8 protein-coding genes and 1 pseudogene are annotated in these 13,532 nt (G+C 70.0%); 6 read left to right on the top strand and 3 right to left on the bottom strand.

The features are described from left to right. Positions 1 to 682: 682 nt before the first annotated feature. Positions 683 to 1,513, top strand: a complete 831-nt coding sequence (locus VT85_RS24470; RefSeq protein WP_068420790.1) for an inositol monophosphatase family protein — start codon at positions 683 to 685, stop codon at positions 1,511 to 1,513. 30 nt (positions 1,514 to 1,543) lie between these two features. On the opposite strand, the gene VT85_RS24465 is transcribed toward VT85_RS24470, so the two are convergent. From VT85_RS24465 to VT85_RS30130, 3 genes and pseudogenes are all read right to left on the bottom strand, one after another. Beyond that, positions 1,544 to 2,404, bottom strand: a complete 861-nt coding sequence (locus tag VT85_RS24465) for an SIR2 family NAD-dependent protein deacylase (RefSeq protein ID WP_068420788.1) — start codon at positions 2,402 to 2,404, stop codon at positions 1,544 to 1,546. Further along, positions 2,401 to 3,000 (bottom strand): hypothetical protein, encoded by a 600-nt coding sequence (locus VT85_RS24460; RefSeq protein WP_156513076.1) that lies wholly within the window; start codon positions 2,998 to 3,000, stop codon positions 2,401 to 2,403. Before VT85_RS24460 ends, VT85_RS24465 begins: the two co-directional genes overlap by 4 nt. 214 nt (positions 3,001 to 3,214) lie before the next feature. Next, positions 3,215 to 3,553, bottom strand: a pseudogene (locus tag VT85_RS30130) (GDSL-type esterase/lipase family protein); the annotation flags it as partial. A 228-nt stretch (positions 3,554 to 3,781) separates the two neighbouring features. On the opposite strand from VT85_RS30130, the gene VT85_RS24455 reads away from it, so the two are divergent. The 5 genes from VT85_RS24455 (at position 3,782) to VT85_RS24435 (ending at position 13,471) form a co-directional block, all read left to right on the top strand. After that, the gene (locus VT85_RS24455) at positions 3,782 to 6,022 is read left to right on the top strand and encodes a glycoside hydrolase family 32 protein (RefSeq protein WP_068420783.1); all 2,241 of its coding nucleotides are present in this window, start codon (positions 3,782 to 3,784) and stop codon (positions 6,020 to 6,022) included. 104 nt (positions 6,023 to 6,126) lie between these two features. After that, positions 6,127 to 7,404 (top strand): L-rhamnose isomerase, encoded by a 1,278-nt coding sequence (locus tag VT85_RS24450; protein ID WP_068420781.1) that lies wholly within the window; start codon positions 6,127 to 6,129, stop codon positions 7,402 to 7,404. A gap of 73 nt (positions 7,405 to 7,477) precedes the next feature. After that, entirely contained in the window at positions 7,478 to 8,722 is a 1,245-nt protein-coding gene (gene rhaT / locus VT85_RS24445) for an L-rhamnose/proton symporter RhaT (protein WP_082858875.1), read from the top strand. Positions 8,723 to 8,792: 70 nt separating this feature from the next. Beyond that, the gene (locus tag VT85_RS24440) at positions 8,793 to 12,044 is read left to right on the top strand and encodes an alpha-L-rhamnosidase (RefSeq protein ID WP_068420780.1); all 3,252 of its coding nucleotides are present in this window, start codon (positions 8,793 to 8,795) and stop codon (positions 12,042 to 12,044) included. A gap of 116 nt (positions 12,045 to 12,160) precedes the next feature. Further along, positions 12,161 to 13,471, top strand: coding sequence for a DUF1080 domain-containing protein (locus tag VT85_RS24435; protein WP_068420778.1), 1,311 nt, complete (start codon positions 12,161 to 12,163; stop codon positions 13,469 to 13,471). Positions 13,472 to 13,532: the final 61 nt, after the last annotated feature.

The following is a 13,532-nucleotide window of genomic DNA, read 5'->3' as shown; positions in this document are numbered from 1 at the left end:
TTCTAGTTGTAGATGTCTTGTGGTTAAGGGTTTGCGGCCGATGGGTTCGATTTCGAGGGAGATCGAGCGAAGCCAAACGCGAATCAGAGGCCGGATCTGGAACCTGAGGGGAGCGAGAGCACGAAAAGCGCCGAACGAAGCCAATCGCGGGGGCAGTTTTCTGGTTGTAGATGTCTTGCGGGTAAGACTTTGCAGCCGATGGGTTCGATTTCGAGGCGGTGCGAGCGAAGCCAAACGCGGATCGGCGGGCCAACCAGGAACATGAGGGGGACGAGAACACGAAAAGGAGACTCCTCACTTCACTCCACCGCTTCAAGCGGGGTCGGGGTGCCACGGGTTCCCTGAACCCGTGGATCGGCGTCGGGCCGGTCCCAAGCCGTCGTCCGAATCCCCGGCCGGTCCACGGGTTCAGGGAACCCGTGGCACCCCAGGGCCTTCCGTCAGGACTCGGTGGAGTTGAGTGAGGAGTCTCATGAAAAGCGCCGAACGAAGCCAATTCGGGGGACGGCGAGGTGTTCGTAACAGTCCTTCTCTAAAAGGGGATCCGACGATTCACGCCCGGCGGCCGGGTGGTCGAACGGAGCCGATCGAAGCCAATTCGGTCTTCGGAACGCGAAGGGCGGCGGGTCGGTATAATGGGCGGCGTGGCGAGGGGTCCGGGGCGTTGGGAGGGGTGAGACTCGTGGACAGGTGGAAGGCCGAGCTTGAGGTCGCCGAGGCCGCCGCGAAGGCGGGGGGCGCGGTGGCGACGGGATATTTCCGGGGCGGGCTGGCGGCGGACGTCAAGAACGCGGAGGGGCAGGGGACCTACAACCTCGTCACCCGGGCCGACGTCGAGGCCGAGCGGGCCGTCGTCGAGGTCATCAAGAAGGCGTTCCCCGGCCACGCGATCTACGGCGAGGAAGGGCAGGGGGACGGCGGCGAGGGCGCGGCGATCCTCGCCAGCGAGGACGTCTGGATCGTCGACCCGATCGACGGGACCAGCAACTTCGTCCACGGCATCCCCCACTTCGGCGTCTCGGTCGCCTACTACCACAAGGGGGACGCGACCGTCGGCGTGGTCGGCAACCCGCTGTACGACGACTGGTACACGGCCGTCCGCGGTGGGGGGGCGTTCCACCGGGGGCGTCGGGCGCGGGTGTCGCCCTGCGCGCGGCTGGACGAGGTCCTCGTCGGCTTCGGCTATTTCTACGACCGGGGGGCCATGATGGAGGCCACGCTCGAAGCCTGCGCCGAGATCCTCCGCCGCCGGAGCCACGGGCTGAGGCGCCTGGGGGCCGCGACGCTCGACCTGGCGTACGTCGGCGTCGGCTCCTTCGGCGCGTTCTTCGAGTACGAGCTGGCCCCCTGGGACTTCGCCGCCGGCCGCCTGTTCGTCGAGGAGGCCGGGGGCCGCGTCACCAACTGCCACGGCGACCCGCTCACCCTCCGCAAGGACGGCGTGCTCGCCTCCAACGGCCTCGTCCACGACGAACTGGTCGCGATCATGAATGAATACTTCCGCAAGCCTTGACGCGTTCCTGGGCGAGATGTGAGTGCGTCGTCATGACGGTATAAGACGATCGATCGCGCGGAGGGCGTCCAGGGCGCCCGAGGCGATCGAGACGGCGCCCGGCGGGGCGTCGGCGTCGCGGGGGTTGATCCGGACGAGGGTCGCGTTCGGGAGGGCGGCGACCCGCTCGCCGAGGCGGCGGACGGTGGGGACGGCGGTCCCCGCGCCGCACTCGACGACCACGAGACGGGCGCGGGGCTCGGACTCGGCCGCGGCCCGGAACCAGGCGCGGAGCCGGGCGTCCTGCTCGTCCGACCGCGAGCCGTCCCAGCCGGAGTCGCCGAACATCAGGATGTTGGGCCGGGCGAGCGCCCCGCAGCGCGGGCAGGCGGGGAGGTCGCCCACGGCCCGCATCGCCTCCAGGTCGATCATGATGCGCCGGCCGCCGAACGGGAAGATCCCCTCGCCGCAGTCGTCCAGGCATTGGAGGAAGTCGATGGCCCCGTGGGCCTCGGCGATCCCGTCGTCCGGGAACCCCGCGCGCTGGAATTGGCCGTCGACGTTCGAGGTGAAGACGAAGCCGCCCCGCGGCGCCCGCCCGGCCCACCGCTTGAGGATCGCGAAGCCCTCGTGCGGCCTGGCCCTCCGGTAGAGCAACAGCCGGTGCCCGTAGAAGCCCCAGGCCAGGTCGGGGTCGGCTCGGAACCATCGCGGCGAGGCCAGCGCGACGAAGTCCAGGCCGAGCGCGGCGTACGGCGGGTAGGCGTTCCAGAACCCCTCGCGGCCCCGGAAATCGGGGAGCCCGCTGTCGACCCCCATCCCGGCCCCGGCGGTGATGAGTATGGCGTCGGCCGTGGCGACGGCCTCGGCGGCCCGCTCGATCTCCCTCGCGGCGTCGTGATCCCGGCTCATCGGCCCGCCTCCTTCCGCTCGACGACGAAGTGGAACGGTCGGGGGGCGACGATCGCGTGCTGGAGGGCTTCGAGCCGGGCGTTGATCTCGGCGGCCTGCTCGTCGAAGGCCGGCAGGACGGGCGATCCGGGGAGGTGGTGGGCCAGCCCGAGCTTGCTCTGGAAGAGCTTGGTCCGGGCCTCGGTCAGCTCGGCGAGCGCCCAGGCGGCGGCCTCCCAGGGGCCGCCGGGCTCCCAACCGTCGGCCGTCGCGGAGGCCAGGTTCACCCCCTCGGCCAGCCGCCTCGCGGGCCAGGTCCCCAGCGCCCGGCCGTCGGCGTGGACGGCGTAGTCGCCGTCGGGGAGGTTCCGAATGGTCAACATATAGCGATTCAACTCGTCGGGGACCGGGATGAAGCGGTATTGCAGGGCTCCGAAGAGGCCTAGATTCAGCGGCAGGCCGGCGTCGAGCCGGTCGAACTCCAGGCGGGAGGCGTCGCCGGCCAGGCCCGAGACGGAGCAGCCGACGGCCTCGACCGCGCGGGGGCCGTCGGCGTCGAGGGTCGCGGAGGAGACGTCGGCGGGGGCGTCGAGCCCCTTGAGGATCGCGAAGGCCATGGCGAGCTGGCCGACGTCGTTGAGGTGGATCCCGTCGGCGGCGTGGAGCGTCGGCCGGTCCTTGGGGTCGGCCGGGGGGCCGACGCGGCCATCCGCCGCTGGACCTCGCGCATCGAGCGCTGGACGTCGATGGACCGCCCGCCGAGCGAGCGGGAGAGGGCCATCCCCTCGTCGCACATGGCCTGGAGGAAGCCCCGCTCGGCGGTCTCGGGGCCTCGGCGGTGGCGGCGGCCGAGCAGACGTAGACGCTGACGCCGCGTCCCTTACCCTTCTCCACGATCCCCCGGATCCCATCCAGGTACGCTTGTTTGTGGGCCTCGTCCGCCTTCGTCCCCCAGCCGATGTCGTTGACGCCGTAGGCGACGATGAGGACGGTGGGGTTCAGGGGGAGGACGTCGCGGTCCATCCTGGCGAGGCCGCCGGCGGCCGTGTCGCCCCCCCAGCCGGCGTTGTGGAAGTGGACCTTCCGGTCGGGGAAGCGGAGCCGGGTGTAGTTCTCCGCGATCCGACCGTAGGTCCTCGCGGCGGTGATGCTGTCGCCCAGGAAGACCACCACGTCGCCGTCGCGCAGGGCGAAGTCGGCCGCGGACGCGGTCGTCGCCGAGAGGCCGGGGGCGAGCGTCAGGACGGTCGTCGCCAGGATCAGGAGCTGCGGTCGCGTCACGGCGGCCTCCCTCTCGATTTTCCGTCCCGCTCGGGCGTCGACGCCTTCCGCTCGGGCGTCGCCCGGTCTATCCTCGTGGGGTGCGAGACGACCCGAAACCCCGAGGAGCGGAACTCCATGCTTGCCACGATGGTCCTGGCCGGGTTGCTGGCCGCCACGACGACGACCGAGGACGCGGCCCGGCCGGACGTCCTGATCGCCGACTTCGAAGGGCCGGACTACGGCGGCTGGAACGCGACCGGGGACGCCTTCGGCGAGGCGCCCGCCCGGGGGACCCTCCCCGGCCAGATGACGGTTGAAGGATACCGGGGCGAGGGCCTCGTGAACAGCTTCCGGGGGGGCGACGACGCGACCGGCGAACTGATCAGCCCCCCCTTCCGCATCGAGCGCAAGGCCCTCAACTTCCTGATCGGCGGCGGCGGCTGGGCCGGCGAGACCTGCCTCGACCTGCTCGTCGACGGCCGGGTCGTCCGCTCCGCCGCCGGCCCCAACCGCGAGTCCGGCGGCTCGGAACGGCTCCGCTGGGACGCCTGGGACGTCTCGGACCTGCAAGGCAAGGAGGCGACGCTCCGCGTGGTGGACCGTCGCAAGGGTGGGTGGGGGCACATCAACGTCGACCACATCGTCCAGACCGACGCCCCCAGGCTCCCGGCCCGCGCCTCGAAGGCGATCGCGCTCACGCATCGGTATCTGAGCATCCCGGTCAAGACCGGGGCGCCCAAGGTCCGCGCCAGGATCCTGGACGACGCCGGCAAGATCCTCCGCGAGTTCGACGTCGAGCTGGCTCCGCCCGGGGTCGAGCCCGACTTCCTCGCCTTCAGCGACCTGGAGGCCCAGAAGGGGAAGACGCTCACCGTCCGCGTCGACGAGCTGGAGGACGCCAAGGCCCTCGACCGGATCGGCCAGTCCGACGCCGATTCGCAGGGGACCGAGCTGTACAAGGAGCCGCTCCGGCCGCAGTTCCACTTCACGTCGCGCCGGGGGTGGCTGAACGACCCCAACGGCCTCGTGTGGCAGGACGGCGAGTATCACCTTTTCTACCAGCACAACCCGTTCGGCTGGGGCTGGGGGAACATGCACTGGGGCCACGCCGTCAGCCCGGACCTCGTCCGCTGGCGGGAGCTTCCCATCGCCCTTTATCCCCACCAGTACGGCGACTGGGCCTTCTCCGGCAGCGCGGTGGTGGATCATCGCAACACCTCCGGGTTCCAGAAGGGGGACGAGCCGCCGATCGTCGCCGCCTACACCAGCACCGGGCGGGGCGAGTGCCTCGTCTTCAGCAACGACCGGGGCCGGACCTGGACCGAGTTCGAGGGGAACCCCGTCGTCAAGCACGAGGGCCGCGACCCCCGGCTGGTCTGGTACGCCCCCGGAAAGCACTGGGTGATGGCGGTGTACGACGAGGGAGCGGAGCCCAAGCGGCAGAGCATCGATTTCTACACCTCGCCCGACCTCAAGGCCTGGACCTTCGCCAGCCGGCTCGACGGCTTCTACGAATGCCCCGACCTGATCGAGCTGGCCGTCGACGGCGACCCGAGCAAGACCCTCTGGGTCGTTTATGCAGCCGACGGCAAGTACAAGCTCGGAACGTTCGACGGCAAGACGTTCACCCCCACCTCCGGCCCGGAGAAGCTGGCCTTCCGCCACGGCAACTTCTACGCGGCGCAGACGTTCAGCGACGAGCCGAAGGGGCGTTGCGTCCAGGTCGGCTGGGCCAACGGCGTCACCTTCCCGGGGGCGCCGTTCAACCAGCAGATGAGCCTGCCGGCCGAGCTGACCCTGCGGACCACCCCGGACGGCCCCCGGCTCTTCGCCGAGCCCGTCCCCGAATTGAAGGAGTTGCGGGCCGGCTCCTGCGAGTTCAGCAGGACCCCGCTGGAGCCCGGCGCGAAAAACCCGCTGGATCGGGCGAGCCACCGCCTCCTGTCCTTCTCCCCGCGGAGCCGGCTGCAGATCCCGATCTCCAGCAAATCGGTGAAGGACATCGGCCGGGCGGAGGACTATGATCGCGAAGCGTGCGAGATCGAGCTGACGTTCCGCCCGGGAGCGGCGAAGTTCCTGGAGCTGGACCTGCTCGGCACGCCTCTGATCTACGACGTCGAGCGCCAGGACGTGGTCTGCAAGCAGGTGCGGACGTTCGTCCCGCAGGTCGACGGCGTGGTGCGCCTGCATGTGTTCGTGGACAAGGGGTCGGTCGAGGCCTTCGCGAACGGGGGCCGGACGACGATCTCGGTCGCCGACCTGCCGGCCGTCGCGGAGCCCTCGCTGGGGATCGCGGCGAAGGGGGGGACGGTGATGCTGGAGAAGCTCACGGTCCACCGGCTGCGGTCGGCCTGGGAAGCCGGACCTTCGCGCTGATCGCCGGGGCCGCGCCTCTGGAAGCGGGGGCGCGGCCGTGCGAGAATCTTGGACCGGGGGCGAACCCGTCGCCCTCGACGTGGCATTGCTGGAAGGGAACGCAGATGACCTCTCCGAACAAGAACGTGGACCAGGCGTTCGCCCTGGCGAAGGAACGCTACGCCGAGCTGGGGGTCGACGTCGAGAAGGCCCTGGAGCGGCTGGCGAGGATCCCGATCTCGCTGCACTGCTGGCAGGGGGACGACGTCGGCGGCTTCGAGAGCGGCGGCGAGGAACTGGGCGCCGGCCTGGCCGTCACGGGCAACTATCCGGGCAAGGCCCGCACGGCCGACGAGCTGCGGAGCGACCTGGACGAGGCCCTCTCCCTGATCCCCGGCACGCACCGGCTGAACCTCCACGCCAGCTACGCCGAGACCGGCGGCAAGAAGGTCGACCGCGACGCGCTGGAACCGGTCCACTTCCGGAACTGGATCGACTGGGCCAAGGCGAAGGGGATGGGGATGGACTTCAACCCCACCTACTTCTCCCACCCCAAGGCGGCCGACGGCTGGACCCTGGCCCACCAGGACAAGGGGGTCCGCCAGTTCTGGATCGACCACGGCGTCGCCTGCCGGAAGATCGGGGCGGCGATGGGGGAGGCCCTGGGCTCGCCCTGCGTCACCAACGTCTGGATCCCGGACGGCATGAAGGACCAGACCGTCGACCGCAAGGGCCCCCGCGAGCGGCTCTTGCAATCGCTCGACGCCATGTTCGCGCCGGAGATCGACCCCCGGTACAACCGCGACGCCGTCGAGGGGAAGCTGTTCGGCATCGGCTCCGAGACCTACGTCGTCGGCATGCATGAGTTCTACCTCGGCTACGCGGTCAGCCGGAAGAAGATCTTCACCATCGACTCGGGCCACTTCCACCCGACCGAGGTCGTCGCCGACAAGCTGTCGTCGGCCCTGACCTACGTCGACGAGGTCCTGATGCACGTCAGCCGGGGCGTCCGCTGGGACAGCGACCACGTCGTCCTCCTGACCGACGACATCGAGCTGATCGCCCAGGAGCTGGTGCGCGGGGACTACCTGGACCGCGTCCACATCGGCCTGGACTTCTTCGACGCCAGCATCAACCGCGTGGCCGCCTGGGTCATCGGCACCCGCTCGATGATCAAGGCGCTCTTGCTCGCCCTGCTGGAGCCGATCGACGCCCTCCGGAAGTACGAGGCCGACGGCGACTACACCTCGCGGCTGGCGGTCCTGGAAGAGCTGAAGACGCTCCCGTTCGGCGCCGTGTGGGACCACTACCTCCAGACCAAGGGCATCCCCGTCGGCCGCGCCTGGGTCGACGAGGTCAAGCGCTACGAGGCCGACGTGCTCGGCGAGCGAAGCCGGGGATGATCCCTTGAGTCCTCCTTGATCCGTCCGGCGGCGACGAGAACCGACACCCCCCCAAGGCCATCCAGAACCTCTCATGATTCCCAACCCTTTCCTCGGCCTCGTCTACCACTGGCTGGGCGGCCTGGCCTCCGGCAGCTTCTACGTCCCGTACCGGTTCGTGCGCAAGTGGTCCTGGGAGACCTACTGGCTGACCGGCGGCGTCTTCAGCTGGATCATCGCCCCCTGGCTGTTCGGCCTGACGATGACCAACGACCTGCCGTCGGTGATCGCCGAGACCCCGGCGGAGACGCTGTTCAAGGTCTACCTGTTCGGCGTCCTGTGGGGGACGGGGGGGCTGACGTTCGGCCTGACCATGCGGTATCTGGGGATGTCGCTGGGGATGGCGGTGGCGCTCGGCTACACGGCGGCCTTCGGCACCATGGTGCCGCCGATCGTCAAGGGGGAGCTGTTCACGAAGATCCTGCCGACCCTCTCGGGCCAGGTCGTGCTGCTCGGCGTCCTGGTCTGCCTGGCCGGCATCGCCGTGGCGGGGCTGGCCGGGATGTCGAAGGAGCGGGAGCTGTCCGAGGAGGCCAAGAAGGCCTCGATCCAGGAGTTCGACTTCAAGAAGGGGCTGCTGGTGGCCACCTTCTCCGGCGTCATGAGCGCCTGCTTCGCGTTCGGCCTGGACGCCAGCGGGCCGATCAAGGCGATCACGAAGGCCCACCAGACGCCCGACCTGTGGAGCGGGCTCCCCTCGCTGGTCGTGATCCTGGCCGGCGGCTTCACCACCAACTTCCTCTGGTGCCTCTTCCTGCACTGGAAGAACGGATCGGCGTATCAGTACCTGAGCCCGGTCGTCCGGCCCGACGCGGCGCTGGGCCGCGACCGGACCGAGGTGCTGGAGACGGCGACCGACGCCCCCGGCGAGGAGGCGGCCCTCCAGGCGCCGGGGCTGGGCGCGTCGGCCGCCGAGGCCGCCTCGGCCCGCGTCCCCCTGTTCTGGAACTACGTCTTCAGCGCCCTGGCCGGGGTGACCTGGTACTTCCAGTTCTTCTTCTACACGATGGGCGAGACCAAGATGGGGGAGGACTACAAGTTCTCCAGCTGGACCCTGCACATGGCCAGCATCATGATCTTCAGCACCCTCTGGGGGATCGCCCTGAAGGAATGGACCGGCACGAGCGCGCGGACCAAGCGGCTCGTCGCCCTGACCCTGGCCGTGCTGATCGCCTCCACGGTGATCATCGGCTACGGCAACTCCCTCGCCCCCAGGTCGACGCCCGAAGGGGAAGCCCCCCCGGCGGCGGCGACCGCGCCGGTCGAGGCCGGGAACTGACCGCCCGACCCCGGCCCCTCTCCCGCAAATGCGAACGCCGATGCAGACGTTGGAAGAAAGGAATCCCATCATGTTGAGTAGACGGCTCCTGACCGCCCTCCTGGCCTCGGCCCTGGCGTGCGCCGCCTCGGCTCGGGCCGGGGCGCAGCAGGTCCCCGCGCAGGGGGACGTGCTCGGCCTCTCGCCGGCGTACCTCCGCGTCGACGCCAAGGTCGACCCGCTGGGGATCGACGCGACCAACCCCCGCCTGAGCTGGATCCTCGCCTCCTCCCGCCGGGGCGAGGTCCAGTCGGCCTACCAGATCGTCGTCGCGACGGACGAGGCCAAGCTCGCCGCCGACGAGGGGGACCTCTGGGACAGCGGCAAGGTCGCCAGCGACGAGACCACGGGCGTCGCCTACGCCGGCGCCCCGCTCAAGAGCGGCGTCCGCTGCGTGTGGAAGGTCCGGGTCTGGGACAAGGCCGACGTCGCCTCCGGCTGGAGCGCCCCGGCCTCCTGGTCGATGGGCCTGCTGGACGAGGCCGACTGGAAGGCCGAGTGGATCGGCTTCGACAAGGCCCGCGAGGAGTCGCCCTCGTCCGTCGAGGCCGACTTCGGCGCCGGCGCCTGGATCTGGCACGCCGCCGACGAAGGGGCCGACAAGCCCAAGGGCCACCGCCTCTTCGTGACCGAAATCGACGTCCCGGCCGACTCCCCGATCGAGGAGGCGAGCCTGCTGACCGTCGCCGACGACTCGCACCGCTATACGATCAACGGCGAGCTGGTCGCCGCCGGCACCAGCTTCAAGGTCCCCCTCCAGGTCGACCCGACGCGGGCCCTGAAGCCCGGCGCGAACTCGATCCGCGTCGAGGTCGAGAACGGCGCGCCGAGCCCCGCGGGCCTGCTCGCCCGCCTGACCGTCAAGCTCAAGGACGGCCGGGTCGTGGAGAAGGTCACCGACGCCTCGTGGAAGTCGATCGCCGACCCCGGCGAGAACTGGCACAATCGCCAGATCGACGCGGTCGGCCTCCCCGCCGCCGCCGTCGTCGCGAACTACGGCGACGGCCCCTGGGGCAAGCTGGCCGTCTCCAAGCTGATCCTCCCCAAGCCGGCCCTCCTCCGCGCCGACTTCCAGGTCGACAAGCCGGTCAAGCGGGCCACGCTCTACACCACGTCGCTGGGCATCCACGACGCCCACGTCAACGGCGTCCGCGTCGCCGAGGACCTCTTCAACCCCGGCTGGACCGACTACACCCGGCGCGTCTACTACCGGACGTACGACGTCACCCCGCTGGTCCGCCCCGGCGCCAACGCCCTGGGGGCGATCGTGGCCGACGGCTGGTACAGCGGCTACGTCGGCTTCGGCAAGGTGCGCGACCACTACGGCAAGAAGACCCGCGTCAAGTCCCAGCTCGTGATCGAGCACGCGGACGGCTCCACCAGCGTCGTCGCCACCGGCCCCGACTGGAAGGCCGCGACCGGCCCGTTCCAGGAGGCCGACTTCCTCATGGGCGAGACCTACGACGCCCGGCTCGAGAAGGCCGGCTGGGACCAGCCCGGCTACGACGCCTCGGCCTGGGGCGCCGTCGACACCGGCGCCGAGCTCTCGCCCGCGGTCCAGGCCCACCCCGGCCCGCCGGTCCTGCCGTTCGCCGAGCTTCGCGCCAAGACCTACAGCGAGGTCAAGCCCGGCGTCTACGTGATCGACTACGGCCGGAACTTCGCCGGCGTCCCCCGCCTCCGGCTCCGCGGCGCGCCCGGCCAGGTGATCACGATGCGGTTCGCCGAGCGGCTCAACCCCGACGGCTCCGTCTACGTCACCAACCTCCGCGAGGCCCGCTGCATCGACACCTACATCTGCAAGGGGACCGGCGAGGAGGAGGTCTGGACCCCCCGGTTCACCTTCCACGGCTACCAGTACATGGAGGTCTCCGGCCTGACCGAGGCGCCGAACTCCGAGACGGTCGTCGGCGTCGCCGTCTCCAGCGCCACGCCGGTCGCGGGCGCGTTCGAGTCGTCGGACCCGATGCTCAACCAGCTCCACGGCAACATCGTCTGGACCCAGCGGGCCAACTTCATCGACATCCCCACCGACTGCCCCCAGCGCGACGAGCGGCTGGGATGGACCGGGGACGCCCAGGTCTACATCAAGACGGCGACCCTCAACACCGACGTCCAGTCGTTCTTCGACAAGTGGCTCGTCGACCTGACCGACGGCCAGCGCGCCGACGGCCAGTTCCCGATGGTCGCCCCGGTCAAGGTCGCCGGCGACGACGGCGGCCCCGCCTGGGCCGAGGCCGGCGTCGTCTGCCCGTGGACCGTCTATCAGGTCTACAACGACAAACCGCTGCTGGAACGGCAGTATCCGTCGATGGTCAGGTACGTCGAGTTCCTGATCGGCCGGAGCACGCCCGACCTGCTGCCGCCCGAGAAGTACCACGCCTTCGGCGACTGGCTGAGCATCGGCGCCGACACCCCCAAGGACATCATCTACACGGCCTACTTCGCCCTCGCCGCCCGGCTGACCTCGCAGGCCGCCGAGGTCCTCGGCAAGCCCGAGGACGCCAAGAAGTACGCCGACGTCTATGAGAAGATCAAGGCCTCGTTCAACAAGGCGTACGTCGCCGACGACGGCCGGATCAAGGGGGACACCCAGGCCTGCTACGTCCTCGCCCTGGCCAACGACCTGGTCGACGGCGAGAAGGCGAAGCTGGCCGCCCAGCACCTGGTCGAGGCCATCGAGGCCAAGAACTGGCACCTCTCGACCGGCTTCATCGGCACCAAGGACCTGATGCTGGTCCTCTCCAAGATCGGCCGCCAGGACGTGGCGTACCGGCTCCTGTTCAACGACACGTTCCCCTCGTGGGGCTTCTCGATCAAGCAGGGCGCGACCAGCATCTGGGAGCGCTGGGACGGCTGGACCCCCGAGAAGGGCTTCCAGGACCCGGGCATGAACTCGTTCGCCCACTACTCCTTCGGCGCGGTCTACGGCTGGATGGTCGAGAACATCGGCGGCATCCACAACGCCGGCTCCGCCTACAAGAAGATCGTGATCGCCCCCCAGTTCACCGACCGCCTCACCTCCGCGACGACCTCGTACCGGAGCGTCCGGGGCGAGGTCGCCGTGGCCTGGACGCGTCAGGGGGGCGTCGTCACGATGGACGTCACGGTCCCGGCCAACGCGACCGCCAAGGTCGTCATCCCCGTCGCCGATCCCGCGCAGGTCGCCGAGAGCGGCCTGCCGCTGGCCCAGGCGGCGGGCGTGACGGCGGGCGTCGAGGATGGCAAGGCCGTCGCCGAGGTCGGCTCCGGCCGCTACGTCTTCACCTTCGCGGCCCCCTGAGCCGCACCCCCCTCTCCGGCGACGGGGCCCACGCCGCGAGGCGTCGGGCCTCGTCGCCCTTGATCCCCCCGCAACTCGAAACCCACCCGTTCGGACCCCCCTGAGGAATCGACGCGATGCAGAAGAAGCTCCCCCTGACGCTGGCCCTGCTGGCGGCCTCGGCGGCCTTCGCCGGAAGGCCCGCCGCCGCCGACGAGCCCGCCTTCCAGAACCTGTTCAACGGCAAGGACCTCTCAGGCTGGCACGGCGAGTCGACCATCGACCCGCGCAAGTTCAGGGCGATGAGCCCCGAGGAGCAGAAGGCCAAGCTCGAGAAGGACGCCGCCGACGCCGCCCAGCACTGGAAGGTCGCCGACGGCGAGATCGTCAACGACGGCCACGGCGTCTTCCTCGCCACCGACAAGGAATACGGCGACGTCGAGTTCTTCATCGACTTCAAGATCGGCCCCATGGGCGACAGCGGCATCTACCTCCGCGGCACCCCCCAGATCCAGATCTGGGACTTCCGCGAGGAGGCCGGCAAGCACGACCTCGGCGCCGGCAAGGGCTCGGGCGGCCTCTGGAACAACTCCCCCGGCGCGCCCGGCAAGGACCCCCTGGTCTTCGCCGACAACCCGATCGGCGAGTGGAACACCCTGCGCGTCGTCCAGGTCGGCGCCCGGACCACGATCCACCTCAACGGCAAGCTCGTCGTCGACGGCGCGATCATGGAGAACTACTGGGACCGCGACCTCCCGCTGGCCGCCGTCGGCCCGATCCAGCTCCAGACCCACGGCAGCGAGACCCGGTTCCGCAACGTCAAGCTCCGCGAGATCCCCGCGGCCGAGGCCAACGCCCTCCTCGCCAAGATCGACGCCGACGGCTTCACCAAGCTCTTCGACGGCAAGGACCTCTCCGGCTGGAAGGGCGCGGTCGACAACTACGAGGTCGTCGACGGCGCCATCCGTTGCAAGCCCGGCCACGGCGGCGTCCTCTACCATGAGAACGAGTTGGGCGACTTCGTCGCCCGCGTCGAGTTCAAGGTCCCTCCCGGCGGCAACAACGGCCTGGCCATCCGCTACCCCGGCTCCGGCGACGCCGCCTACAACGGCATGACCGAGCTCCAGATCCTCGACGACGACGCCGATCAGTACGCCAAGCTCGACCCCCGCCAGTACCACGGCTCGGTCTACGGCATGGTCGCCGCCAAGCGCGGCTACCTCCGCCCCGTCGGCGAGTGGAACTTCGAGGAGGTCACCGTCAAGGGCTCGAAGATCAAGGTCGAGCTCAACGGCAGCGTGATCGTCGACGCCGACCTGAGCACCGTCAAGGAGTTCATGGCCGACTCCCCCCACCCCGGCAAGGACCGCACGAAGGGCTACTTCGGCTTCGCCGGCCACAACGACCCCGTCGAGTTCCGCTCCGTCTCCATCAAGTCGCTCGACTGAGCGAGGCCTTGAGACGATCGCGAAATCCGAAGGCCGCGCGGGACGCCCCGCGCGGCCTTCG

Origin of the sequence: Planctomyces sp. SH-PL62 (genome assembly GCF_001610895.1) — a bacterium.
Lineage (GTDB): Bacteria > Planctomycetota > Planctomycetia > Isosphaerales > Isosphaeraceae > Paludisphaera.
The sequence above is the reverse complement of the archived record's forward strand: the minus strand, read 5'-3'. Positions and strand labels throughout refer to the sequence as shown.

Coding starts and splice junctions, on each gene's coding strand:
- VT85_RS24465 (WP_068420788.1), bottom strand. CDS start 2,404: ATGAGCCGGGATCACGACGCCGCGAGGGAGATCGAGCGGGCCGCCGAG.
- VT85_RS24460 (WP_156513076.1), bottom strand. CDS start 3,000: ATGGCCTTCGCGATCCTCAAGGGGCTCGACGCCCCCGCCGACGTCTCC.
- VT85_RS24455 (WP_068420783.1), top strand. CDS start 3,782: ATGCTTGCCACGATGGTCCTGGCCGGGTTGCTGGCCGCCACGACGACG.
- VT85_RS24450 (WP_068420781.1), top strand. CDS start 6,127: ATGACCTCTCCGAACAAGAACGTGGACCAGGCGTTCGCCCTGGCGAAG.
- rhaT (WP_082858875.1), top strand. CDS start 7,478: ATGATTCCCAACCCTTTCCTCGGCCTCGTCTACCACTGGCTGGGCGGC.
- VT85_RS24440 (WP_068420780.1), top strand. CDS start 8,793: ATGTTGAGTAGACGGCTCCTGACCGCCCTCCTGGCCTCGGCCCTGGCG.
- VT85_RS24435 (WP_068420778.1), top strand. CDS start 12,161: ATGCAGAAGAAGCTCCCCCTGACGCTGGCCCTGCTGGCGGCCTCGGCG.